Below are 22060 nucleotides of genomic sequence, written 5' to 3'. Positions count from 1 at the left end.
GGGGCCGCGGGTTTCACTGGTTCCCCAGGACGCTCAACCGTTACGGTCCATGGCGTCGTCCTCCTCGTCATCATCCTCGTCGAGGTCCCATTCAGGCGAATCGGGGTCGTACTCGATGCGCTCGGTGGACCAGGATGCCTGTACGAGCTCCGCTCCCGGCACCCCGCTGACCAGGCCGAACGGGTCGACGAGATAAGCGAGCGCCTCAGCGGTGTCTTCCGTCACAGCGCTCTCGGCGTGCGCGCGCTCGGCTTCCGGAAGCTCCGGATCCGCCGCGAGCCGCTCCAGCGCGGCGCTCGTCACGGCGCCTTCGTCATCGAGTTCCAGCACGATATCCACGCGAAGGCGGACAAAGCGCGAGGTTTCTTCAGTGCTCATGCCGGGAGCGTACGATCTCTCTCCTCCGTGACTTTCCCGTGACCCTCGCCTTTCACTAAGCTCGCCCCCACGGCCACATTCTCCAGCGCACAAGGAGATCGATATTCCGTGTCCTCCGCCCGCCGCCCCCTGCTGACCGCCACCGCCGCGGGGACCCTCCTGTGCGCCCTGTGGTTCGTCCCGTCCGCCAAGGCCGATACGGCCACCACCCCACAGCCGCCGACGACGCACAGCGCCTCCCAGCAGGCGCGCGCCGTACCCGCCGCCGATTCCTCCGGCGCACAGCTCGCCGACACGGGGAGTTTCGATACGACGCCGTACATCGTCGGTGGGAGTGCTTTCCTCACCTTGGGTGCGGGATTCGTGCTTTATTCGGTTCGCCGGGAACGCCTGGATTTTTGAGCCGAATTTGACTGTTACTTGGCTTTAACTTCATAGTTCGCGTCATGAACCGTTCCTGGGGGGTGCGGCTGTCCATGACGGCCGCCGCGAGCGCGCTCTCGCTCGCATTCATCACGGGCTGCTCGTCGGATTCGGACGAGGGCAAGAAGGACACAGCGGCGGACGCCAAGGCGACGCCGACGGCCGCTGCGGCGCCTGCGGCGAAGGCGTCCACGGCCGAGGAGCTGAAGAAGCTGCTGCTGGCGGCGGGGGACGCCACCGGCTACACGGTCGAGGCGACCGAGGGTCTCGTGCCGAAGGCCAAGACCGAGGCGAAGCTCGACAAGGCGGCGTGCGGACCGCTGGTCTGGTCCTCGCTGGCCCTGCCTCCGGGTGACACCACCGTCGGCGTCAGCAACTCCCTCAAGGAGGACAAGAAGCCGCCGACCTCCGGCAGCCTCGACGCCGCCGCGCTGCTCGACGCCACCCGCACGCTCGTGGGCCTGTCCTCGTACGACGGTGACGGCGCCCAGAAGGCCATGAAGTCGGTCTCCGACAGCATCACGGCCTGCGCGACCGGCTACACCTCGACCACCGACGGCGAGGCCAGCAAGATCACCAAGGTCGCCGCGGAGAAGGGCACCGGCGGCGGTGACGAGGCCCTGGCCTTCGTCGAGACCGTGGACGTGGACGGCGAGACCGCCACCGTCCACGGCGAGGTGATCCGCAAGGGCAACACGGTCGCCACCTTCTACACGATCAACTTCTCCGCCTTCGCGGGCGACGGCAAGATGCCGATGAACCCCCCGGCCGTCGTCACGGCCCAGCTCGCCAAGCTGAAGTAACCGGGTAGTACCCGGGTATTACGGGCCCCTGTCCCTCATACGTACGAGGGACAGGGGCCCCAACCCTTTGCGCAACCCCCTACCGCAGCGCCCCCGTCACCTTCTCCACCGCCTCCACGAGCCCCCCGCTCCGCACGAACGCGTCCGCCGCAGCGAGATCCGGCGCGAGGAACCGGTCCGGTCCCGGACCCTGGACACCCGCCGCACGGACGGCGCTGACGACGGCCCGCGTCGCGGGTGCCGGCGCGAGACCCTCACGCAGCTCCACCGCCCGCGTCGCCGCGTACAGCTCCACCGCCAGCACCCGCGTCAGATTGTCGACGGCCGTCCGCAGCTTGCGCGCCGCCGACCACCCCATCGACACGTGGTCCTCCTGCATCGCCGAGGACGGGATGGAGTCGGCGGACGCCGGCACGGCGAGCCGCTTCAGCTCGCTGACCAGCGCCGCCTGCGTGTACTGGGCGATCATCAGCCCGGAGTCGACGCCGGCGTCGTCCGCGAGGAACGGCGGCAGCCCGTGGCTGCGGTTCTTGTCGAGCAGCCGGTCGGTGCGCCGCTCGGCGATGGACGCGAGGTCGGCGGCGGCGATGGCGAGGAAGTCGAGCACGTAGGCGACCGGCGCCCCGTGGAAGTTGCCGTTGGACTCGACCCTGCCGTCCGGGAGGACCACGGGGTTGTCGACGGCGGACGCCAACTCCCGTTCCGCCACGAGCCGCGCGTGCGCGATCGTGTCCCGCCCGGCCCCGGCGACCTGCGGAGCACAGCGCACGGAGTACGCGTCCTGGACGCGCGGCGCGTCGTCCTGGTGGTGCCCGGTCAGCTCCGAACCGTCCAGTACGGCAAGCATGTTGGCGGCCGAGTCGCCCTGGCCGGGGTGCGGGCGGATCGCGTGCAGCTCGGGCGCGAGGACCTTCGCGGAGCCGAGGAGCGCCTCCAGGGAGAGGGCCGCGGTGATGTCGGCGGCCTTGTAGAGGGCGTCGAGGTCGGCGAGCGCCATCAGCAGCATGCCGAGCATGCCGTCGGTGCCGTTGAGAAGCGCGAGGCCCTCCTTCTCGCGTAGCTCCACAGGCGTAATACCGTGCGCCGCGAGCAGCTCGGCGGCCGGGCGTACGGTGCCGTCGGGGCCCTCCGCGTCGCCCTCGCCCATGAGGGTCAGGGCGCAGTGCGAGAGGGGGGCGAGGTCGCCGGAGCAGCCGAGGGAGCCGTACTCGTGGACTACCGGGGTAATACCCGCGTTCAGGATGTCGGCCATGGTCTGCGCGACCTCGGGTCGTACTCCGGTATGACCCGAGCAGACCGTCTTCAGCCGCAGGAACATCAGCGCCCGGACGACCTCCCGCTCCACGTGCGGGCCCATCCCGGCGGCGTGCGAGCGGACGATGTTGCGCTGGAGCTGGGTGCGCAGCTCCTGCCCGATGTGCCGGGAGGCCAGCGCGCCGAACCCGGTGGACACCCCGTAGACCGGCTCCGGCTTGGCCGCCAGCGCGTCCACGATCTCCCGCGCCGCCGCGAGCGCCGCGACCGCCTCGGCCGACAGCTCGATCCGGGCTCCGCCCCGGGCCACGGCGAGAACGTCGGACGCGGTGACCCCGGAGGTCCCCACCACCACAGTGTGCATATCCATATTCAGGAGCGTACGCATTGAAGAGGACGCTGTCACCATCGGAGCCCCGTTTCACCCCTTACCGGTGCGGTCGCCCCGGAAGCGGCGGCGTTCGGCGCCGGTAGGGGGTGGGGTGTCCGCCAGAAGTACTACGGGGTCCTCGGGGCCCTTGCGGCCCGCGACCACCGGATATCCCGCGCGTTCCGCCTTCGCCCGGTACTGGGCCGCGTCCGCGAGCCGGAAGAGGCGCCGGGCCGTACGGATCGGGCCGATCGGGTCCGCCGTGGACGCGACGCCGCAGGCCACGCCCTCGCCGAGGTCCAACTCGCCCGCCCTGCGGCACAGTTCGGCCGCCGCCGACACGACCTCGTCCGCCGTCGGGCCCACCGCGAGGAGGCAGAACTCGTCACCGCCGAGGCGTGCCGCCAGCGCGCCCGGGAGCATGGCTCCGCAGAGGGACAGGATCGAGCCGAACCGCTCCAGCAGGCGGTCACCCGCCGCGTGGCCCTGTGTGTCGTTCACCTTCTTCAGGCCGTTCAGGTCGCAGACGACGAGGCTGACCGTCGTGCCCCCCTCGCGGTGCTCCTCGATCGCCTCGTCCAGGCGGACGTCCACGGCTCTGCGGTTCGCGAGGCCCGTCAGCGCGTCCGTGAACGCGAGGCGGCGGGCCTCCTCCAGGCGTTCCGTCTGCGCCAGGCCCGCCGCCACGACCGACGCCAGCACCGTCGCGAAGTCCGCGTCCGCGCGCTCGAAGGGGGGTACCTGTGTCGGTCTCGCGACGTACAGCTCACCCCACGCTCTGCCGTTCAGGACGATCGGGGCGACCACGCAGGAGCCCCGGCCTCTACGCCGTAGCGCCGCGACGCGTTGGTGTACGTAGCCCGGGGTGCCGCCTGTCGGGCCCTCCGCCGTTTCCACCCACGCGTTCGGCTCGCCGCCGGTCGCCCAGCGTTCGTGCAGGAACTCCGCGATCTCCGGGAACTGGTGGACCGGGTATGACTCCGACTCCGGGTACTGCTCCTCGCCCGGGGCTCTGTCTCCTACGTTCACCAGTACCCGTAGTCGGCCCAGCTCCCGTTCCCAGACGGAGAGGGCTGCGAAGGTGCCATCGAGGGCGTGGCATGCACCTGTGGCCGCGGCGGTCCAGGTGTCCCTGGGGGTGCGTGCGGCTGCGAGCCCCTGCGCGAGCTTCACCACTGCCGCGAGGTGTCTTTCGTCGCCCATTAGTTCAGGCTAGGGACATTTGGGGCGAAAGGGGGGTTCGGGGCGGTCCGAGTGGGGGGTTCTGAGGGATTCGGGGTGCGGGCGCATCGTGGCTGGTCGCGCAGTTCCCCGCGCCCCTAAAGAAAGAGATCCGCCCCGGCATCCAAGAGGCACCCCCTGAGGGTGTCCCTCACTCACCCGGCCATACCGGCTTCCGCTTCTCGTTGAACGCCCTCACCCCCTCCGCCCTGTCCCCCGAGAACGCCACCGTCCTCCACGCCGCGTCCTCCACCTCCAGCCCCGCCCTGACGTCCAGGCCCTGCCCCAGCCGCAGCGCCTTCTTCGCCGCCCTCAGGCCCACCGGCGAGTTCGCGGCCATCCTCGTCGCCAACGCCAGCGCCTCCTCCCTCGCCCCGCCCTCCTCCACCAGCACATCCACCAACCCCAACTCCCTTGCCTCCGCAGCCTCCACGCGCCGCGCCGAGAAGATCAGCTCGGCCGCCCGCGCCGCTCCCACCCTGCGTGGCAGCAACTGCGTACCCCCGCCCCCCGGGATCACCCCCACCGACACCTCCGGCAACCCCACCACCGCCGTACTGTCCGCCACGATCACATCGCAGGACAGGGCCAGTTCGAAGCCGCCCCCCAACGCGAACCCGTTGACCGCCGCGATCGCCGGGACGGGGAGGTCGAGGACCGACGTGTACGCGGCCCGGGTCGTCGGGCGCTGGAGGCGCAGATCAGCGTCCGTGAACGAGTTGCGCTCCTTCAGGTCGGCGCCTACGCAGAACGCACGGTCGTTGGACGACGTGAGGACCACGACCCGTACCTCGGGGTCTACCCCCAGAGAGCTACACGCGGCGGTGATGGCACGGGCCAGGTCCGTCGACACCGCGTTCATCGCCTTCGGCCGGTCCAGGACCAGCTCCGCCACATGTCCATCGGCGTCGCGGCGGACCAGGACATGCTCGCCGAACCGTTCCTCGCTGCTCATGGCATCCTCCGGGGTCACGTCGTTAACGGTGGTTAACACTTCGTCCGGGGCGATCATCGCAGTACATCCCCCGCCCGGGGAAGGGTGGCGGGTTCGGGGTCCGACTACCCGTTCGAGTGACATACCTCCGGACTACGGCCCTGTCCCCCACCCCGCCGCATACCGTCGCTGCGGCCCATCGGGAGGGGACATGTACGAGGGAGACGATCCGGCGACGGCACGCTCAGGGGCGTTCCGTCCCCGGGGGCGGCATCGGCGTCCCCGGCCCCGCAAGGTGGTCCTCGCGGCGGGCGGGCTGGCGTTCGCGGCGGGGGTGCTGGGGCTGCTGCGGGTGGTGCCGGACGGGGGCGGCGGAGGGCCGGTCGCGGGGGCTGCGGTGGGGGACGACGGAGGTACTGGTACTGGAGTGGGGGAGGGTGAGGTCGGTCGTGAGGGGTACGCCGGTGGCGTCACCGATCTCGCGACGAACGCGGCGCCGGTCCCCTCGGGTGCGACCGGTGACCCCCGTACCGGTGACCCCCGTACCGGTGATACCCGTAGCACTCCAGGGGGAGCCGTCTCCAGGGTCCCGGACCCTCGTAGTACCCCCGGTACCTCCGGCGTACCCCGCCCTTCGGCTCCCTCTCAGGAGCTACCGGTATCCCCTACCCCGACCCCTGATACCCCCACCCGCACCGCGCGCCCCACACCAGCCCCTACCCCCACGGTCGTACCCCCTGAGAGCCACCCCCCGAGTACTACCCCCACCCCCGACGACCCCCACGACATCTGCATACCGGCCATCGGCCTCTGCGTGGACACACCGTTCATCGAGCCGAACCCCTGAGAGCCGCACCCAGACCCCGCCGAACCCCGTCGAACCCCGTCGAACCCCGTCAGCGCTCCTCGTCCTCCCCGCCCCGCCTGCTCAGCAGCCACGGTTCCACCACGCCCAGGCCCCGCACCGGCCGCTGCCACATCGGTTGCAGCGCGAACCGGTACTCCGGGGGCTCCTCCCCCTCCTTCTCCGCCGTCGCCGCCTCCTCCGCCGCCTGCGCCTCCGAGGCGGGCGCGTCGCCGCTGCGGATCAGGTCCTCCGCGAACGCCGAGTCCACCAGGACCGCGTCCCGGGGGGCTATGGAGGTGAGGCGGGAGGCGAGGTTGACGGTCGTACCGAAGACGTCGCCCATCCGGGTGGTGACCGTGCCGAAGGCCATGCCGACGCGGAGTTCCGGCATCGTCTCGTCGTTCGCCATCGTCTCGATGAGGCGCAGGCCGATCTCGGCGGCCGTACCGGCGTCGTCCGCCGCGTACAGGACCTCGTCGCCCAGCGTCTTGATCAGCCGGCCACCGTGCGCGGCTACCAGGTCGGCCGCCGTCGTCTCGAACGCCTCGACCAGTTCGCCGAGTTCCTCCTCCTCCATGCGGCGGGTCAGCCGCGTGAACCCGACGAGGTCGGCGAAGCCGACGGCGAGACGCCGGTCCACCATCTCCTCGTCGTCCGCCGTCTGCACGACCCGGCCCGCCGACGCGGCGAGCTGGCGGCGCCAGACGTACACGAGGAACTCCTCCAGCTCGGGGAGGAGCAGCTCGACGATCGGGTACGTGACCTCCGTGCGGGTCATGCCCGGTTCCGGGGGCTCCGTGAGGCCCTCCAGGAACGAGTCGATCTGCCACTCCGCCAGGCGGGCGGTCGTCTGGCCCGTCGAGCGGGCCACCTGTACGGCCATCGCCTCGCTCAGCAGGCCCGCCTCCACGAGGCCCGCGAGGCGGCGCAGGGCCAGGACGTCCGCCTCCGTCAGCGCCTTCGCCTGGCCGATGTCCGCGAAGCCCATCGCGCGCCAGAACCTCGACGCCAGTTCCATCGACACGCCCGCGCTGCGGGCCGCCTGGAACGGGGTGTAACGGCGCTCCGCACCCAGGATCAGGCCCTCCAGGCGCAGCGCGAGGGGGTCCTCGCCGGGGTCGGCGGCGTCCTCGCCCACATCGGAGCCGGTGTCGTCGACGGTCACGCCTGCTGCCTTTCCGGTCTGCCACGGTCAGGTATCGACCGGGGTCAACTTTACGGCAGATGTGCGGTAGCTCACGCTGGGAAGGGGAACCGGGGGATCTGGTGAACGCCGGTTTGCTGGTGGCCGGTGCTGGTGTGGGCGTCTGCATAGGGGGCGCTGCCCCCTAGACCCCCGCCGGGATGGGTCCGCTGTCGGCCGCAGGTCCGCTGGGGCTGGTCGCGCAGTTCCCCGCGCCCCTAAAAGACATGCGCCCACGCCGCCCCAGAAAGTTCCCCTACCTCTACGCCGGCCTCAAATGCACGATGTCCCCCGCCCCCACCGGCTCCCTCACCCCGTCCTCCGTCGCCAGTACCAGCCTGCCGTCCCCATCCACCGCCACCGCCTCCCCCACTACCGACCTGTCCCCCGGCAGCTCCGCCCGCACCGTCCGGCCCAGCGTCGCGCAGCCCGCCGCGTACGTTTCCTGGAGGCCGCTCGTCAGCGGGTCGCCCTCCGCGTCGCGCCACTTTCCGTACCACTCCTCCAGGGAGCGGAGTACGGCCCTCAGCAGGGGGTCCCTGTCCGTGCTCACCGAGCCGGCCAGGGCCAGGGAGCCCGCCTGGGGTACGGGGAGTTCCGCGGACTTGAGGGTGACGTTGATGCCTACGCCGATGACCACCGCGTCCCTGCCCGCGCGCTCCGCGAGGATGCCTCCCGCCTTGCGTTCCTCGCCCTCGACCTTTACCAGGAGGTCGTTCGGCCATTTCAGGGACGTGTCCACTCCAGCCGACCTCGCCAGCCCCGTCGCCACGGCCACGCCGGTCAGCAGGGGGAGCCAGCCCCAGCGGTGGACCGGTACCTGAGAGGGACGCAGGAGGACCGAGAAGAAGAGGCCCGAGCGCGGTGGTGCCGTCCAGCGGCGGTCCAGGCGACCCCTCGCCGCGGTCTGTTCCTCGGCGACGAGGACCGTGCCCTCAGCGGTCGTGTCGGCCACGGACGCCAGGTCCGTGTTCGTGGAGCCCGTCCGCCGGACCACACGGACCTCGCGCCACAGCCCGCCCTCGTGGATCAGTCCCCGGCGGAGCGCTGTCGCGTTCAGCGGGGGGCGTTCGAGGTCGGACCAGGGGCTCGGGTCTGCGGCGTCGCGGGGTGTCATACCACCCACCCTAGGTGTGGCCAACGCCGCACTGCTGACCTGTAGGCGCACCACTACTCTACGAACGAGTAACCGTCCCCTCTCTTGAGCAGGCAGGGAGCCGCATCCCGATGTCCGAGCCGGAAACGCGCCACGAGATCGACATCCACACGACCGCGGGGAAGCTCGCGGATCTCCAGCGCCGCGTAGAGGAGGCGACGCACGCCGGGTCGGGGCGGGCTGTCGAGAAACAGCACGCGAAGGGCAAGCTGACGGCCCGTGAGCGGATCGAACTCCTGCTGGACGAGGGCTCGTTCGTCGAACTGGACGAGTTCGCCCGGCACCGCTCCACCAACTTCGGCCTGGAGCACAACCGGCCGTACGGCGACGGGGTCGTCACCGGGTACGGCACGGTCGACGGCCGTCCGGTCGCCGTGTTCTCGCAGGACTTCACCGTGTTCGGCGGCGCGCTCGGCGAGACGTACGGCCAGAAGATCGTGAAGGTCATGGACTTCGCGCTGAAGACGGGCTGCCCGGTGATCGGGATCAACGACTCGGGCGGCGCGCGTATTCAGGAGGGGGTCGCCTCGCTGGGGGCGTACGGCGAGATCTTCCGGCGTAATACCCATGCCTCCGGAGTCATCCCCCAGATCAGCCTGGTCGTCGGCCCGTGCGCGGGTGGAGCGGTCTACTCGCCCGCGATCACCGACTTCACGGTGATGGTCGACCAGACCTCGCACATGTTCATCACGGGCCCGGACGTCATCAAGACGGTGACCGGCGAGGACGTCGGCTTCGAGGAGCTGGGCGGCGCGCGCACGCACAACTCCGTGTCCGGCGTGGCGCATCACATGGCCGGGGACGAGAAGGACGCGGTCGAGTACGTCAAGCAGCTGCTGTCGTACCTGCCGTCCAACAACCTCTCCGAGGCGCCGGTCTTCCCCGAGGAGGCCGATCTCGCCGTCACCGACGAGGACCTGGAGCTGGACACCCTCGTCCCGGACTCCGCGAACCAGCCGTACGACATGCACACCGTCGTCGAACACGTCCTGGACGACGCGGAGTTCTTCGAGACGCAGCCGCTGTACGCGCCGAACATCCTCACCGGGTTCGGGCGGGTGGAGGGCCGGCCGGTCGGGATCGTCGCCAACCAGCCGATGCAGTACGCCGGTTGCCTGGACATCAAGGCGAGCGAGAAGGCGGCCCGGTTCGTGCGGACCTGCGACGCGTTCAACGTCCCGGTGCTCACGTTCGTCGACGTCCCCGGCTTCCTGCCCGGCGTCGACCAGGAGCACGACGGCATCATCCGCCGGGGCGCGAAGCTGATCTACGCCTACGCGGAGGCGACGGTCCCCCTCATCACCGTCATCACCCGCAAGGCGTACGGCGGCGCGTACGACGTGATGGGGTCCAAGCACCTCGGCGCCGACCTCAACCTCGCCTGGCCGACCGCGCAGATCGCCGTCATGGGCGCGCAGGGCGCCGTCAACATCCTGCACCGGCGCACGATCGCCGAAGCGGAGGCGAACGGCGAGGATGTCGAGGCGGTGCGGGCGCGCCTCATCCAGGAGTACGAGGACACCCTCCTCAACCCGTACATCGCCGCCGAGCGCGGGTACGTGGACGCGGTGGTCAGGCCGTCGGACACGCGCCGGCACGTCGTACGGGGGCTGCGGCAGCTGCGGACGAAGCGGGAGTCGCTCCCCCCGAAGAAGCACGGCAACATCCCTCTGTAGAGTCGGCAGACCAGGAGCCGCGATGAACATCAAGGTCGTCCGGGGGAACCCGACCCCGGAGGAGTTGGCCGCCGCACTCGCGGTGGTGAGAGCGAGGGCGTCGGTAGCTCCTGAGACCGACGTCCCGAAGACGAAGGACGCGTGGTCGGATCCGGCGCGGATCGCCGAGCGGGGTGTACCCCGGGCGGGTGCCACGGCATGGGCGCGGACCTACTGGCCGAGGTGACCAGACGGGTATGACCCGGTAAGCGGAAGACTTGAGTACTAGTACTCAGGTCTTCGCCACCTTTCCGTCGCACCCTGGACACCATGCTGTGGTCCGACCCTGAGAACGAACCTCCCAAGGAACTCCGCGACATGCAGGTGATGTTGCGGAGACTGGGCGTTCTCATGGCGGCGGCCATGGTGCTGGCGATGTTCGTCATCGGCCTGCGCTGAGGCGCCGAACCGGCGCGGATACGCTGAACGCCATGACCACCGCACCTCGCCGCCTCATCCTCGCCTCCCAGTCCCCGGCCCGCCTCAAGCTGCTGCGGGACGCCGGCTTCGCGCCCGAGAAGATCGTGAGCGGCGTCGACGAGGACGCGATCACCGCCCCCACCCCGGCCGAGCTGGCGCGGGCCCTCGCGGAGGCCAAGGCGTCCGTGGTCGCCGCCCGCCCGGAGGCCACCGGCGCGGTCGTGATCGGCTGCGACTCGGTCCTCGACCTCGACGGCCAGGCACTCGGCAAGCCCGCCGACGCCGAGGAGGCCACCGCCCGCTGGAAGTCGATGCGGGGCCGCGCGGGCACCCTCCAGACCGGCCACTGCGTGTACGCCGACGGCCGCTGGACGTCCGCCGTCGCCTCCACGGTCGTCCGCTTCGGCGAACCGACGGACGACGAGATCGCGGCGTACGTCGCGACGGGCGAACCCCTTTACGTCGCAGGCGCGTTCACGCTCGACGGGCGCTCGGCGCCGTTCATCGACGGCATCGACGGCGACCACGGCAACGTGATCGGCCTCAGCCTGCCGCTCGTTCGCCGGTTGCTCGGCGAACTCGGCATCGGCATCACGGAGTTGTGGGCACCGACGGAGGCGTGAGCGGCCCCGGCCCGCTGCCGCGCGGGCTCCCTTCCGGCTTCGGCGCGACATCCTCGTACCCGTCGTGCGTCATCAGCAGCAGCACGATCAGGGCCATGACCAGGGCCAGCGCGGCGAAGGCCGTGGCGCCGGCCAGGCCCCAGGCGACGGCGGCCAGCAGGCCGTGGACGACGGCCGCGCTGATCAGCAGGACGCGGCCGAGGCCCGCCGGTCGGTGGCCGCGCAGCGCGACCAGGAGGGCGACGAGCGCGCAGAAGGCGAAGTAGGCGGCGAAGACGAAGCCGGAGATCTTCGAGGAGTTCGCCATCACGTCCGGGTCGAGGCCCGCGAGGGACATGTGCTGGCGGCCGACGAGCGTCCCGAGGATCCAGTTCAGGAGCGCGACGCCGAACGCCTCCACGAGGAGGACGACCGCGACCACCCATGCCACCGGCCTGCGGACCATCGTCACCACCTGCTTTCGACCCGTGCTGGAGCGATTCTGCTGTGGTCCGGCGTACGTTCGGACCACCAAGAACGCTACTGACTGGTAAAGCTCAGGACAATGGTTCGGGCCGGCGCAAAGATCCGGAGCGTCGTTCGTAGGGACCCGACAAAGAAACGGAGTGGGCCGCAGCACCCCTTCACAGAGACCTTGACCACATCGGAGGGCTAGGGTTTTCCGAGGAGTCCTGCGTACGGCCGTACGACAAGGGATTTCGCGGGTCGAGCGAGCCTGGTGTCACGCTCTGTGTGGGCAAGCTCACCTTTGGGGACGGGTCGATGCGCCGTGTCGGCAGTCCCTAAACTCGGCTTGTTTCCAGGAAGGAGCCTCAATCGTGCGCAAGGTGCTCATCGCCAACCGTGGCGAAATCGCAGTCCGCGTGGCTCGCGCGTGCCGGGATGCCGGTATCGCCAGTGTGGCCGTCTATGCCGACCCGGACCGGGACGCGCTGCATGTCCGCGCCGCAGATGAGGCGTTCGCCCTGGGCGGTGACACCCCGGCGAGCAGCTATCTCGACATCGAGAAGGTCCTGAACGCGGCCCGGGAGTCCGGCGCGGACGCCATCCACCCCGGGTACGGATTCCTGTCCGAGAACGCCGACTTCGCCCAGGCGGTCCTGGACGCGGGCCTGGTCTGGATCGGCCCGCCGCCGCAGGCCATCCGCGACCTCGGCGACAAGGTCGCCGCCCGGCACATCGCCCAGCGCGCGGGCGCGCCGCTCGTCGCCGGTACGCCCGACCCCGTGTCCGGCGCCGACGAGGTCGTCGCGTTCGCCGAGGAACACGGGCTGCCGATCGCGATCAAGGCCGCGTTCGGCGGTGGCGGGCGCGGGCTGAAGGTCGCCCGCACGCTCGAAGAGGTGCCGGAGCTGTACGAGTCCGCCGTGCGCGAGGCCGTCGCCGCGTTCGGGCGCGGTGAGTGCTTCGTCGAGCGGTACCTCGACAAGCCCCGGCACGTCGAGACGCAGTGCCTCGCGGACTCGCACGGCAACGTCGTCGTCGTGTCGACGCGTGACTGCTCGCTCCAGCGGCGCCACCAGAAGCTCGTCGAGGAGGCGCCCGCACCGTTCCTGACGGATGCTCAGGTCGCCGAGCTGTACTCGTCGTCCAAGGCGATCCTCCGCGAGGCCGGCTATGTCGGCGCCGGTACCGTCGAGTTCCTCGTCGGGGTCGACGGCACGATCTCCTTCCTGGAGGTCAACACCCGCCTCCAGGTGGAGCATCCGGTCACCGAGGAGGTCGCCGGCATCGACCTCGTCCGCGAGATGTTCCGCATCGCCGACGGCGAGGCGCTCGGGTACGGCGACCCCGAACTCCGGGGCCACTCCTTCGAGTTCCGCATCAACGGGGAGGACCCCGGCCGGGGCTTCCTGCCCGCGCCGGGTACGGTGACGGCGTTCGCGCCGCCGTCCGGTCCCGGGGTGCGTCTCGACGCGGGCGTCGAGTCCGGGTCGGTCATCGGTCCCGCGTGGGACTCCCTGCTGGCCAAGCTCATCGTCACGGGTGCCACGCGCGAACAGGCGTTGCAGCGGGCCGCCCGGGCGCTGGAGGAGTTCCAGGTCGAGGGGATGGCGACCGCGATCCCCTTCCACCGCGCGGTGGTCCGCGATCCGGCGTTCGCCCCCGAACTCACCGGCTCCACCGAGCCGTTCACCGTCCACACGCGGTGGATCGAGACCGAGTTCGTCAACGAGATCCCCGCGTTCTCGGCGGCGGCCGATGCGGAGGCCGAGGACGACGCCGACCGCGAGACGATCGTCGTCGAGGTGGGCGGCAAGCGGCTCGAGGTCTCCCTCCCCGTCTCCCTCGGCATGTCCCTGGCGCGTACCGGCCTGGCGGCCGGAGCCAAGCCGAAGCGCCGGGCGGCGAAGAAGTCGGGCCCCGTGGCCTCGGGCGACACCCTCGCGTCCCCGATGCAGGGCACCATCGTCAAGGTCGCCGTCGAGGAGGGCCAGGAGGTCAAGGAAGGTGACCTCGTGGTCGTCCTGGAGGCGATGAAGATGGAACAGCCGCTGAATGCCCACAAGGCGGGCGTGATCAAGGGTCTGTCGGCGGAGGTGGGCGCGTCGTTGACGTCGGGCGCGGCGATCTGCGAGATCAAGGACTGATTGCTCGACAGCGGTGGGTGAGCTCGAATCCGTACGAGTCGCACCCACCGCTGTGGCTGGTCGCGCCCACGCGGCGGTAGCCGCAAATCGATACAGCCCCGCGCCCCTAAGGGCATTGGGCTGGCCCGGCGTTGGAAAGCCACGACGTTCTGGGTGGAGGCTGCGCCAGCAGACTCCACCCAGAACCCGCGGCCAAACTACAGCCGCAACCACGTCTTTTAGGGGCGCGGGGAACTGCGCGACCAGCCACGACGGACGGTCAGCCGCGCACCCCCAGAACCCGCCCCCTACCTACTGCGCCGCAGATCCGCAACCCGCGCCCTCTCACTCTGCGGCTGCTCCCCCATCACCGCCGCCGCCCTCAACCCCCCGGCAGCGCCGGGCAGTTGCCCCCTCCGAGGCGTGGGCAGCGGAACATCCCGGCGCTGCGGAGGATGCTGCCGCGCAGGACCCGCCTCACCGCCGGCGGCACCCGCACCGGCCCCCGCGACAGCGATCTGCACGCCCTGATCCGCCAGCGCCTGCAACTCGGTTGCCGCACGGTCGTCGTGGGCCGGAGGGTCATCGGTGACGAGCCGCGTGATGACATCGGTCGGCACCGTCTGGAACATCGTGTCGGTCCCCAACTTCGTGTGATCCGCGAGGACTACGACTTCCGCGGCAGCCTGCACGAGCGCACGGTCGACGGACGCGGACAGCATGTTGGACGTGGACAGCCCCCGTTCGGCGGTCAGCCCGCTCCCGGACAGGAACGCCCGGGAGACACGCAGCCCTTGGAGGGACTGCTCGGCACCACTCCCGACGAGCGCGTAGTTGGACCCCCGCAGGGTCCCACCGGTCATGACGACCTCCACCCGATTCGCATGGGCCAACGCCTGGGCGACGAGAAGGGAGTTGGTGACCACGGTCAGCCCGGGGACCCGCGCGAGCCGGCGGGCCAGCTCCTGCGTGGTCGTACCGGCCCCGACGACGATGGCCTCGCCCTCCTGGACGAATCCCGCCGCGAGATCGGCGATGGCCGTCTTCTCGGCGGTCGCGAGATGGGACTTTTGCGGAAAGCCGGATTCTCGCGTGAATCCACCCGGCAGTACCGCACCGCCATGCCGGCGGTCGAGGAGTCCTTCTGCCTCCAGCGCGCGCACGTCCCGCCGTACGGTCACTTCGGAGGTCTGGACGACGCGGGCGAGCTCACGGAGCGACACGGCCCCGTTCGCTCGCACCATTTCGAGGATCAATTGGCGACGTTCAGCAGCGAACACGAAACTGACAGTAACGCGGGCGACCGTCTGTTTTCAGGTGTTTGCGTCGAATAAACGAAGTTGTTCGCACAGGAGTGGGTGAAGTGGTATAGGGGCTCGGCTACCCGCCCCACGCCGTCACCAACCCTGGCAACTCCCCGTGACCGACGGGGAGTTGGTTTCGGCCGTCAGCTCTCGCCCGCCGCCTTCCTCGTGTGCAACTGCCGTGCCACCTCGGCGATCGAGCCCGACAGGGACGGGTACACGGTGAACGCGTTCGCGATCTGTTCGACCGTCAGATTGTTGTCGACGGCGATCGAGATGGGGTGGATCAGTTCCGAAGCGCGCGGCGCGACGACCACGCCACCGACGACGATCCCCGTACCGGGACGGCAGAAGATCTTGACGAAGCCGTCGCGGATGCCCTGCATCTTCGCGCGGGGGTTGCGCAGCAGGGGCAGCTTGACGACGCGCGCGTCGATCTTGCCGCCGTCCACGTCGGCCTGGCTGTAGCCGACGGTCGCGATCTCGGGGTCGGTGAAGACGTTGGAGGAGACCGTCTTGAGGTTGAGGGGGGCCACCGCGTCGCCGAGGAAGTGGTACATGGCGATACGTCCCTGCATCGCGGCGACCGAGGCGAGCGCGAAGATACCGGTGACGTCGCCGGCGGCGTATACCCCCGGAGCTGTGGTGCGGGACACCTTGTCGGTCCAGATGTGCCCGGACTCGCGGACCTTGACGCCGGCCTCCTCCAGGCCGAGCCCGGCGCTGTTGGGGATCGCGCCGACGGCCATCAGGCAGTGGCTGCCGGTGATGACACGGCCGTCCGCGAGGGTCACCTCGACCCGGTCGCCGACCCGCTTCGCGGACTCGGCGCGGGAGCGGGCCATGACGTTCATGCCGCGGCGCCGGAAGACCTCTTCCAGTACGGCGGCGGCGTCCGGGTCCTCCCCGGGTAGTACCCGGTCGCGGGACGAGACGAGGGTGACCTTCGAGCCGAGCGCCTGGTACGCCCCGGCGAACTCCGCGCCGGTGACGCCGGAGCCGACGACGATCAACTCGTCGGGCAGCTCGGTCAGGTCGTAGACCTGCGTCCAGTTGAGGATCCGCTCACCGTCGGGCTGCGCATCGGGCAGCTCCCGGGGGTGAGCACCCGTCGCGATGAGTACGGCGTCGGCGGTGAGCGTCTGCTCGTTGCCGTCCGGGGTCGCGACGACGACCTTGCGGGAGCCGTCGAGCGCCTGCATGCCCTCCAGGCGGGCCCGGCCGCGCATCACCTTGGCGCCGGCGCGCGTCACCGACGCGGTGATGTCGTGCGACTGGGCGAGCGCGAGGCGCTTCACCCGCCGGTTGACCTTGCCGAGGTCCACGCCGACGACCCTGGCCGCCTGCTCCAGGGGTGGCGTGTCGTCGGCGACGATGATCCCCAGCTCCTCGTACGAGGAGTCGAAGGTCGTCATCACCTCCGCCGTGGCGATGAGCGTCTTGGACGGCACGCAGTCGGTGAGCACCGACGCACCGCCCAGACCGTCGCAGTCCACGACGGTCACCTCCGCCCCGAGCTGGGCGGCCACCAACGCCGCCTCATACCCGCCGGGCCCACCACCGATGATCACGATCCGAGTCACGTACGCAATTCTCCCGCACAGCGCGGACCACCGCCCAGCCGGGGTACTACGGCTTCGCATCAGACCCCCGGCGTCACTGCCGTACCCTCTCCCCCATGTCGCTCTACGCCGCGTACGCCGGCAACCTCGACGCGCGGCTGATGACCCGCCGCGCTCCCCACTCCCCGCTGCGTGCGACCGGCTGGCTGAACGGCTGGCGGCTCACCTTCGGCGGCGAGCAGATGGGCTGGGAGGGCGCGCTGGCGACGATCGTCGAGGAGCCTGGCTCTCAGGTATTCGTCGGCCTGTACGACATCGCCCCCATGGACGAGGAGTCCCTCGACCGCTGGGAGGGCACCGGCCTCGGGATCTACCGCCGTACACGTATGCGCGTCCACACCCTGGAGGGCGAAGAGGGCGCGTGGACATACGTTCTCAACGGGTACGAAGGGGGTCTCCCCTCCGCCCGCTACCTCGGGGAGATCGCGGACGCGGCGGAGTCGGCGGGGGCGCCGCACGACTACGTGATGGAGCTGCGGAAGCGGCCCTGTTGAGATCTCCTTGATCGCGGCCGACCGGAATTGGTCGGAAACGACAAGACAACGATCGTCGAGCCGTAAGGTCTGTCATCTACGCGCGTAGGCATGGACCGGCTACGCTCATCCGCGTGAACGCATCTCTTCTGCCGGACGACATCCCGGACGACATTCAGGGCAACCCCTACACCGCCGCCGACAGCGCCGCCGCGCGGCTGCGTGAGCTGACGGGTGCCGAGACGCATGACGTCGCCCTCGTGATGGGCTCCGGCTGGGCACCGGCCGTCGACGCGCTCGGCGCGCCCGACGCGGAGTTCCCGGTCACGGCACTCCCCGGCTTCCCGCCGCCCGCCGTCGAGGGCCACGGCGGCAAGATCCGCTCGTACAAGATCGGAGAGAAGCGCGCGCTGGTCTTCCTGGGCCGTACGCACTACTACGAGGGCCGGGGGGTCGCCTCCGTCGCGCACGGAGTCCGCACCGCGGTCGCCGCCGGCTGCAAGACGATCGTCCTGACGAACGGCTGCGGCGGCCTGCGCGAGGGCATGCGCCCCGGCCAGCCGGTCCTCATCAGCGACCACATCAACCTGACGGCGGCGTCCCCGATCGTCGGCGCGAACTTCGTCGACCTCACGGACCTCTACTCCCCCCGCCTGCGCGCCCTCTGCAAGGAGATCGACGCGTCGCTGGAGGAGGGCGTCTACGCCCAGTTCACGGGCCCCCACTACGAAACCCCCGCGGAGATCCGCATGGCCCGCGTCATCGGCGCGGACCTGGTGGGCATGTCGACGGCCCTCGAAGCCATCGCGGCCCGCGAGGCCGGCGCGGAGGTCCTGGGCATCTCCCTGGTCACGAACCTGGCAGCGGGCATGACGGGCGAGCCGCTGAACCACGAGGAGGTCCTCCAGGCGGGCCGGGACAGCGCGGCCCGGATGGGCGAACTGCTGACACGGGTGCTGGACCGGCTGTAGTACCGGACGGGGGCTGGGGTGCCGGACGCGGGACAGCGGGTCCGGCACTTGGGTCCGAGGCGGCGGTAGCGGGGCCCCGGACGGGCAACGGGCCAGGCACCCTCGGCCCGCCGGACACCCGAGGCCGAAGCCCCGCCGCCCACCCCGCCCGGCACTTGAGGACGAGGCACTTCCGGAGCCGCCCCTCCAGCCCTGTCCGGCACCTGAGGACGGAGCCCAACTTGCCCACCCTGCCCCGCACCTGAGGACAGGTCCCGCCCCTCACCCACGGACCCCCACCCCAGCCCACCTCATCTCAGCCCGTCCGGGGACACCTCCCTGCTCGAAGAGCTTGGGGGAGCTTGAGGACAAGACCCCTTCAGAGCCGCTCCCCACCCACCGAAACCCTCCCCACCCATCCCAGCCCACCTCTTTCCAGCCCGTCCGGCGCTTGAGGACGAGGCCCCTTCAGGGCCGACCCCCACCCACCCACAGAATGCTGCCCCCCACCTCCCCCACCCACCCGGGGCCCAGGGGCGGAGCCTCCTGAAGCGGGGTCGAAGGGGCGGCAGCCCCTTCAGGATGGGACGGGTAGGGGCGGCGGGGGCGAGAAAACTCCGAGCCGTACCACCCACGACGTACAACGAGAGGCTGACCCGCAGTGCACGACGACCTCATGACCCGGGCCAGAACCTGGCTCGCGGAGGACCCCGACCCCGAGACCCGAGACGAACTGGCGAAACTGATCGAGGCCGGCGACGTCACAGAACTCGCCGACCGTTTCACCGGCACCCTCCAGTTCGGCACAGCCGGCCTGAGAGGCGAACTCGGCGCAGGCCCGATGCGCATGAACCGCACGGTCGTCATCAGAGCGGCAGCAGGCCTGGCGTCATACCTGAGGACCAAGGGCGAGACGAACGCCCTGGTGGTCATCGGCTACGACGCCCGCCACAAGTCGGAGGACTTCGCGAGGGACACGGCCGCGGTGATGACGGGCGCGGGCCTACGCGCGGCACTCCTCCCCCGCCCCCTCCCGACCCCCGTACTGGCGTACGCCATAAGGCACTTGGGCGCAGCGGCAGGCGTAGAGGTGACGGCGAGCCACAACCCCCCGAGGGACAACGGCTACAAGGTGTACCTGGGTGACGGCTCCCAGATCGTCCCCCCGTCGGACAGCGAGATCGCGGCCCGGATCGAAGCGATCGAGTCCCTGAACGACGTCCCCCGCCCGGAGACCGGCTGGGAAATCCTGGACGAAGCAGTACTGGAGGCGTACCTCGCACGTACGGACAAGGTGCTGTCCCCCACGTCCGCGAGAACGGCCCGCACGGTGTACACCCCGCTGCACGGCGTAGGCAGGGACGTCCTCCTCGCAGCCTTCGAACGAGCGGGCTTCCCCACCCCCGTCCTGGTCCCCGAACAGGCGGACCCGGACCCGGACTTCCCGACGGTGGCCTTCCCGAACCCGGAGGAACCGGGCGCGATGGACCTGGCGTTCGCGAAGGCGAGGGAGACGACCCCGGACCTGATCATCGCGAACGACCCGGACGCGGACCGCTGCGCGGCGGCGGTCCGGGACGGCGAGGACTGGCGCATGCTGAGGGGCGACGAGGTGGGCGCACTCCTGGCATCCCACCTGGTCAAGAGGGGCGCGAGGGGAACGTTCGCGGAGTCGATCGTGTCCTCCTCCTTGCTGGGCCGCATCGCGGAGAAGGCGAACCTCCCGTACGAGGAGACCCTGACAGGCTTCAAGTGGATCGCGCGGGTGGAGGGCCTGCGGTACGGGTACGAGGAGGCCCTCGGCTACTGCGTGGACCCGGAGGGCGTCCGCGACAAGGACGGCATCACGGCGGCCCTCCTGATCACGGAACTGGCGTCGGAGCTGAAGGAGCGGGGCCGCACGCTCCTGGACCTCCTGGACGACCTCGCGGTGGAGCACGGCCTGCACGCGACGGACCAACTCTCGGTCCGTGTCGAGGACTTGAGCCTGATCGCGGACGCGATGACCCGCCTGCGGGAACACCCCCCGACGAGCCTGGCGGGCCTGCCGATCACGAAGGCGGAGGACCTCACGCAGGGCACGGACAAGCTCCCGCCCACGGACGGCCTGCGCTACACCCTGGACGGCGCCCGGGTCATCGTCCGCCCGAGCGGCACGGAACCGAAGCTCAAGTGCTACCTGGAGGTCGTGATCCCGGTCGAGGACCACGCGGCGCTCCCGGCGGCCCGTGAGAAGGCGGCGCAGCTCCTCACGGAGATCAAGCGGGACTTCTCGACGGCGGCGGGCATCTAATACCTGAGATGTACACGGGGACTACGGGGTTCAGACCCGCACCGGACGGCTGAACTCCGTACCCCGCCCCTCGCACAACCATCTGCTCCCATAGGGTGATTTCCCGGCGACAGCCCCCGCGCGCCCCGCCCCGCACGCCTCCTCGGGTGAACGGTGGACCGGTAGTACCGGACCCCACCCGACTTGGAGCCCGCCGCCGTGACCACCCTGACCACCCCCACCCCACCCCCTCCGACGGCGCCGACTCCCCCGCCGAGCCCCCGCACCGCCGCCTTGCGCCACGCGGCCCCCGCTCTCGCCGCGTACCTCGCGGTCCGCATCGTCTCCCTTGCCGTCCTGACGACTTGGGCCCACCGCCGCCACCACGGCGTCCGCCCGATCCTGGCTCTGGAGTGGGACGCGAAGTGGTACTGGGGTATCGCCACCCACGGCTACACGCACACCCTCGGCACGGCGTACGACGCGAACAACCTGGCGTTCTTCCCCCTGTACCCCTACTTGGTGAAAACCCTCTCGGCGATCACACCCCTCTCCCTCCCCAGTACGGGTCTGGCCGTAGCTCTCACGTCCTCCCTCCTCGCGGCCTGGGGCATCTTCGCGATCGGCGACCACCTCCACGACCGCCGCACCGGCATCCTCCTGACGGTCCTGTGGGCGGCCTGGCCGGTCGCCCTGGTCCAGTGGATGGCGTACACGGAATCCCTCTTCACGGCCCTGGCTGCCTGGTCCCTGTACGCGGTCCTCACCCAACGCTGGCTCCCCGCAGCGGGTTTGGCGACCCTGGCCGGCCTGACCCGCCCCACGGGCATCGCCGTGGCGGCGGCGGTCTCGGTGGCAGCGCTGCTGTCGCTACGACACCACCGCTCGCACAAAGCCGCCCTCGCGGTTGCCACCGCCCCTCTCGGCTGGTGCGCCTACGTCACCTGGGTCGGCCTCCGCCTCCACCGCTGGGACGGCTACTTCGCGGTCCAACGCCTCTGGCACAACGAATGGAACGGCGGCCAGGAAACCCTCCGCCGCTTCCGCGAACTCCTGGGCCAGGACTCACGACCGGAACTGTTCCTGATCGGCGTAACACTGACACTGATCGCGGCAGCAGCCCTCTACGCACTGTCCATCTGGGACCGCCAACCGGTCCCGCTCCTGATCTTCACCGGCGTAATACTGGCCATCGTCCTGGGCAGCGGCGGCGTCTACTTCCCCCGAGCCCGCTTCCTCCTCCCAGCGTTCCCCCTACTCCTCCCGCTCGCCGCCCACCTGACGAGGGCATCACGGAGGTTCCGGTGGCTGACGCTGGGTACGGCGGTGACGGCTTCGGCGTACTTCGGGGCGTACATGGCACTCGTGTGGCCGAGCGCGCCGTAGCCCTGTAGTACTAGGGATGTTGTCGGGCGATATCGAATTGGACGGCGTCAGCCGGAGTCGGTCTCGCGCGGGTGCTGGCGCACTGCCGGGGGGACCCAGGGGCGACACACGAACGCCCCCTCACCCTGGCTCGACCAACTGACCGACCAAGGCCGT

The 22060-nt window shown here is 70.4% G+C and carries 21 protein-coding genes; 12 read left to right on the top strand and 9 right to left on the bottom strand.

The genetic code is table 11. From position 1 onward, the window contains the following. Positions 1-33 precede the first annotated feature (33 nt). The gene (locus ACQCO7_RS27135; RefSeq protein WP_464074249.1) at positions 34-378 is read right to left on the bottom strand and encodes a hypothetical protein; all 345 of its coding nucleotides are present in this window, start codon (positions 376-378) and stop codon (positions 34-36) included. A 108-nt stretch (positions 379-486) separates the two neighbouring features. Between ACQCO7_RS27135 and ACQCO7_RS27130 the strand changes: the two genes are divergently transcribed. After that, the gene (locus ACQCO7_RS27130; protein WP_464074248.1) at positions 487-780 is read left to right on the top strand and encodes an LAETG motif-containing sortase-dependent surface protein; all 294 of its coding nucleotides are present in this window, start codon (positions 487-489) and stop codon (positions 778-780) included. Between the two features lie 44 nt (positions 781-824). Continuing rightward, positions 825-1604, top strand: a complete 780-nt coding sequence (locus tag ACQCO7_RS27125; RefSeq protein WP_464074247.1) for a hypothetical protein — start codon at positions 825-827, stop codon at positions 1602-1604. A 79-nt stretch (positions 1605-1683) separates the two neighbouring features. Here the strand turns inward: ACQCO7_RS27125 and hutH are convergent, their stop codons facing one another. The 3 genes from hutH to ACQCO7_RS27110 all read right to left on the bottom strand — a co-directional run bounded on the left by hutH (position 1684) and on the right by ACQCO7_RS27110 (position 5404). After that, a complete protein-coding gene (hutH, locus tag ACQCO7_RS27120) occupies positions 1684-3222 on the bottom strand; it encodes a histidine ammonia-lyase (RefSeq protein ID WP_464077299.1) in 1539 nt (512 codons plus the stop codon). Positions 3223-3279: 57 nt separating this feature from the next. Next, the gene (locus tag ACQCO7_RS27115) at positions 3280-4431 is read right to left on the bottom strand and encodes a GGDEF domain-containing protein (RefSeq protein WP_464074246.1); all 1152 of its coding nucleotides are present in this window, start codon (positions 4429-4431) and stop codon (positions 3280-3282) included. 169 nt (positions 4432-4600) lie between these two features. Next, positions 4601-5404 carry an enoyl-CoA hydratase/isomerase family protein gene (locus ACQCO7_RS27110; RefSeq protein ID WP_464074245.1) on the bottom strand — a complete coding sequence of 268 codons (804 nt, stop codon included), beginning with the start codon at positions 5402-5404 and terminating at the stop codon, positions 4601-4603. Between the two features lie 190 nt (positions 5405-5594). Between ACQCO7_RS27110 and ACQCO7_RS27105 the strand changes: the two genes are divergently transcribed. After that, positions 5595-6230, top strand: coding sequence for a hypothetical protein (locus ACQCO7_RS27105; RefSeq protein WP_464074244.1), 636 nt, complete (start codon positions 5595-5597; stop codon positions 6228-6230). Positions 6231-6279: 49 nt separating this feature from the next. On the opposite strand, the gene ACQCO7_RS27100 is transcribed toward ACQCO7_RS27105, so the two are convergent. Both ACQCO7_RS27100 and ACQCO7_RS27095 read right to left on the bottom strand, forming a co-directional pair. After that, positions 6280-7395 carry an adenylate/guanylate cyclase domain-containing protein gene (locus ACQCO7_RS27100; RefSeq protein ID WP_464074243.1) on the bottom strand — a complete coding sequence of 372 codons (1116 nt, stop codon included), beginning with the start codon at positions 7393-7395 and terminating at the stop codon, positions 6280-6282. Between the two features lie 280 nt (positions 7396-7675). Next, positions 7676-8530, bottom strand: a complete 855-nt coding sequence (locus ACQCO7_RS27095) for a biotin--[acetyl-CoA-carboxylase] ligase (protein WP_464074242.1) — start codon at positions 8528-8530, stop codon at positions 7676-7678. A gap of 110 nt (positions 8531-8640) precedes the next feature. Here ACQCO7_RS27095 and ACQCO7_RS27090 point away from each other — a divergent pair, with 110 nt between their 5' ends. From ACQCO7_RS27090 to ACQCO7_RS27075, 4 genes are all read left to right on the top strand, one after another. Continuing rightward, positions 8641-10245, top strand: coding sequence for an acyl-CoA carboxylase subunit beta (locus ACQCO7_RS27090; RefSeq protein ID WP_464074241.1), 1605 nt, complete (start codon positions 8641-8643; stop codon positions 10243-10245). Between the two features lie 22 nt (positions 10246-10267). Next, a complete protein-coding gene (locus ACQCO7_RS27085; protein ID WP_464074240.1) occupies positions 10268-10471 on the top strand; it encodes an acyl-CoA carboxylase epsilon subunit in 204 nt (67 codons plus the stop codon). A gap of 83 nt (positions 10472-10554) precedes the next feature. After that, on the top strand, positions 10555-10683 hold the full coding sequence (gene mmpB / locus ACQCO7_RS27080) for a morphogenic membrane protein MmpB (RefSeq protein ID WP_267889629.1): 129 nt from the start codon (positions 10555-10557) through the stop codon (positions 10681-10683). Positions 10684-10715: 32 nt separating this feature from the next. Beyond that, positions 10716-11327, top strand: a complete 612-nt coding sequence (locus ACQCO7_RS27075; RefSeq protein ID WP_464074239.1) for a Maf family protein — start codon at positions 10716-10718, stop codon at positions 11325-11327. Here the strand turns inward: ACQCO7_RS27075 and ACQCO7_RS27070 are convergent. Next, positions 11296-11772 (bottom strand): hypothetical protein, encoded by a 477-nt coding sequence (locus ACQCO7_RS27070; protein WP_464074238.1) that lies wholly within the window; start codon positions 11770-11772, stop codon positions 11296-11298. The genes ACQCO7_RS27075 and ACQCO7_RS27070 overlap by 32 nt on opposite strands. A gap of 373 nt (positions 11773-12145) precedes the next feature. Here ACQCO7_RS27070 and ACQCO7_RS27065 point away from each other — a divergent pair, with 373 nt between their 5' ends. Continuing rightward, the gene (locus ACQCO7_RS27065) at positions 12146-13918 is read left to right on the top strand and encodes an acetyl/propionyl/methylcrotonyl-CoA carboxylase subunit alpha (RefSeq protein WP_464074237.1); all 1773 of its coding nucleotides are present in this window, start codon (positions 12146-12148) and stop codon (positions 13916-13918) included. Positions 13919-14205: 287 nt separating this feature from the next. On the opposite strand, the gene ACQCO7_RS27060 is transcribed toward ACQCO7_RS27065, so the two are convergent. Together ACQCO7_RS27060 and ACQCO7_RS27055 are read right to left on the bottom strand one after the other, a co-directional pair. Next, the gene (locus ACQCO7_RS27060) at positions 14206-15141 is read right to left on the bottom strand and encodes a DeoR/GlpR family DNA-binding transcription regulator (protein ID WP_464074236.1); all 936 of its coding nucleotides are present in this window, start codon (positions 15139-15141) and stop codon (positions 14206-14208) included. A 203-nt stretch (positions 15142-15344) separates the two neighbouring features. After that, complete coding sequence (locus ACQCO7_RS27055) at positions 15345-16793, bottom strand: NAD(P)H-quinone dehydrogenase (RefSeq protein ID WP_464077298.1); 1449 nt, start codon at positions 16791-16793, stop codon at positions 15345-15347. Positions 16794-16879: 86 nt separating this feature from the next. Here ACQCO7_RS27055 and ACQCO7_RS27050 point away from each other — a divergent pair, with 86 nt between their 5' ends. The 4 genes from ACQCO7_RS27050 (at position 16880) to ACQCO7_RS27035 (ending at position 21904) form a co-directional block, all read left to right on the top strand. Beyond that, on the top strand, positions 16880-17317 hold the full coding sequence (locus ACQCO7_RS27050) for a gamma-glutamylcyclotransferase (RefSeq protein WP_010354562.1): 438 nt from the start codon (positions 16880-16882) through the stop codon (positions 17315-17317). Positions 17318-17430: 113 nt separating this feature from the next. Further along, positions 17431-18267, top strand: a complete 837-nt coding sequence (locus ACQCO7_RS27045) for a purine-nucleoside phosphorylase (RefSeq protein WP_409118517.1) — start codon at positions 17431-17433, stop codon at positions 18265-18267. A 640-nt stretch (positions 18268-18907) separates the two neighbouring features. Beyond that, the gene (locus tag ACQCO7_RS27040) at positions 18908-20539 is read left to right on the top strand and encodes a phospho-sugar mutase (RefSeq protein ID WP_464074235.1); all 1632 of its coding nucleotides are present in this window, start codon (positions 18908-18910) and stop codon (positions 20537-20539) included. A 198-nt stretch (positions 20540-20737) separates the two neighbouring features. Next, on the top strand, positions 20738-21904 hold the full coding sequence (locus ACQCO7_RS27035; RefSeq protein ID WP_464074234.1) for a hypothetical protein: 1167 nt from the start codon (positions 20738-20740) through the stop codon (positions 21902-21904). Positions 21905-22060: the final 156 nt, after the last annotated feature.

This window comes from Streptomyces saintjeani (assembly GCF_055409605.1).
This window is presented reverse-complemented; position numbering and strand designations above follow the sequence as displayed.

Bases quoted from the DNA above. Each gene is read 5' to 3' on its own strand.
- ACQCO7_RS27125 (WP_464074247.1), top strand. From the start codon at position 825: ATGAACCGTTCCTGGGGGGTGCGGCTGTCCATGACGGCCGCCGCGAGC.
- ACQCO7_RS27135 (WP_464074249.1), bottom strand. From the start codon at position 378: ATGAGCACTGAAGAAACCTCGCGCTTTGTCCGCCTTCGCGTGGATATC.
- ACQCO7_RS27050 (WP_010354562.1), top strand. From the start codon at position 16,880: ATGTCGCTCTACGCCGCGTACGCCGGCAACCTCGACGCGCGGCTGATG.
- ACQCO7_RS27085 (WP_464074240.1), top strand. From the start codon at position 10,268: ATGAACATCAAGGTCGTCCGGGGGAACCCGACCCCGGAGGAGTTGGCC.
- ACQCO7_RS27075 (WP_464074239.1), top strand. From the start codon at position 10,716: ATGACCACCGCACCTCGCCGCCTCATCCTCGCCTCCCAGTCCCCGGCC.
- ACQCO7_RS27095 (WP_464074242.1), bottom strand. From the start codon at position 8,530: ATGACACCCCGCGACGCCGCAGACCCGAGCCCCTGGTCCGACCTCGAA.
- mmpB (WP_267889629.1), top strand. From the start codon at position 10,555: ATGCTGTGGTCCGACCCTGAGAACGAACCTCCCAAGGAACTCCGCGAC.
- ACQCO7_RS27115 (WP_464074246.1), bottom strand. From the start codon at position 4,431: ATGGGCGACGAAAGACACCTCGCGGCAGTGGTGAAGCTCGCGCAGGGG.
- hutH (WP_464077299.1), bottom strand. From the start codon at position 3,222: ATGCACACTGTGGTGGTGGGGACCTCCGGGGTCACCGCGTCCGACGTT.
- ACQCO7_RS27060 (WP_464074236.1), bottom strand. From the start codon at position 15,141: ATGGTGCGAGCGAACGGGGCCGTGTCGCTCCGTGAGCTCGCCCGCGTC.
- ACQCO7_RS27090 (WP_464074241.1), top strand. From the start codon at position 8,641: ATGTCCGAGCCGGAAACGCGCCACGAGATCGACATCCACACGACCGCG.
- ACQCO7_RS27070 (WP_464074238.1), bottom strand. From the start codon at position 11,772: ATGGTCCGCAGGCCGGTGGCATGGGTGGTCGCGGTCGTCCTCCTCGTG.
- ACQCO7_RS27110 (WP_464074245.1), bottom strand. From the start codon at position 5,404: ATGAGCAGCGAGGAACGGTTCGGCGAGCATGTCCTGGTCCGCCGCGAC.
- ACQCO7_RS27105 (WP_464074244.1), top strand. From the start codon at position 5,595: ATGTACGAGGGAGACGATCCGGCGACGGCACGCTCAGGGGCGTTCCGT.